Annotated in this window: 1 protein-coding gene; it reads right to left on the reverse strand. The window is 42.4% G+C overall.

The features are described 5' to 3' along the window. Positions 1–34: 34 nt before the first annotated feature. Positions 35–991, reverse strand: coding sequence for an ISAzo13 family transposase (locus tag J7439_RS25455; protein WP_209204854.1), 957 nt, complete (start codon positions 989–991; stop codon positions 35–37). Positions 992–1,330: the final 339 nt, after the last annotated feature.

Consider the following 1,330-nt stretch of genomic DNA (forward strand, 5'->3'; position numbering starts at 1 on the left):
CGCTTAGTAATTGTCCCGAAATAAAATCGACATTTCATTTTCCTACTGGTACGGCCATGTAATTCCATTTTGACAGAAAGTTGTCAAATTGAATGCTCATCTTTTCTTTAAAATCGGCGGCGTATTTACGGCCTTTTTCAAAGACCTTATCAATTATTTTTACGACTACTTTGAGCCCCTTCGTCGTTTCAGTTTTCTCAATATAGTGCTTTGCTGTCTCGATACTTTCCAGAGGCACACCACTGCAGGCTCTTGTCACATGGGGGAATACAAGGTGTTCAATTGGATTGTACTTTGAGCAATAGGGTGGATAATGTGCAATACGAATTTTTAAATTCAATCGATTGGAGAGTGCTTGCAAATCCTCTTTGAACAGGTACGACGATGAACTATTACTACCGCCACCATCACACATGATTAATATCTCATCTTCACCTGGATAGTCTTGCTGTCCATGCTCAAGCCACCAGAGAGCAATGCACTCGCAAGCAAATTCAGACGTGTCTTTACTGGTATTTAAATGAACCACCGCCTTGTTTTTTCCCAAGTCGTATATCCCGTGTGGTATAACTTTGCCATTACCCTGACTGGGGAAGTCGTGATCATTGACAATCGTTGGCTCAATAGCATCCGTCACCCCTTCGCGATAGAAATTACCCAATGTCTCCTTCTTCTTGGTGTCCATGCTAAGTACTGGCTTGCCTGCATCCAAATATTCCTGCTTCAATCTTTTAAGATTCCTGAATTGTGCGTCTCGATCTTTATTCTGCCCCATCGTTCTTTTTTTCTGAGGCTTACGACGACGGAAACCTTCTTCATAAAGCACCTTGGAAACGACATTCTTACTTGCAGGAGTGTCTGTCTTTTCAAGTTGCCGGGAAATATTTCGGCGGGAAAGATTTGTCCATCGGACTTCGTGCCGCATAGGATCACCTGCGGTGTGATCGTGTAGAATACGAAGCACGTTATAAACTAGATTTGGGCTTACCACCGTTAGACTTCTTCTTCCCCCCTTTCTTACGAATCCGATTCGTAGTGAGCGGTTTCTCGGAATTAAGTTCAGCTATTCCATGGACGACAGTTTCCCGATGACAACCCAGTAATTGAGATATGTACTGGATACCTCCATGCCCCAACTTTACTGCTTCAATAGCAGCATACCGTCGACGATCTCGCTCATTGAGTGAGCAGAAAAAATTGATCATCTGAGTTTCAACTGATTCTGAATAATTATTCATAACCACTCGCACAGAAAAGAGCCGTAAGGTAGATATTTATGGCTCTTTACTATAGGCGAAATGTAGGAATTATTTCGGGACAATTACTTACT

Source organism: Salinisphaera sp. G21_0 (assembly GCF_017744115.1).
GTDB lineage: Bacteria > Pseudomonadota > Gammaproteobacteria > Pseudomonadales > Endozoicomonadaceae > Endozoicomonas.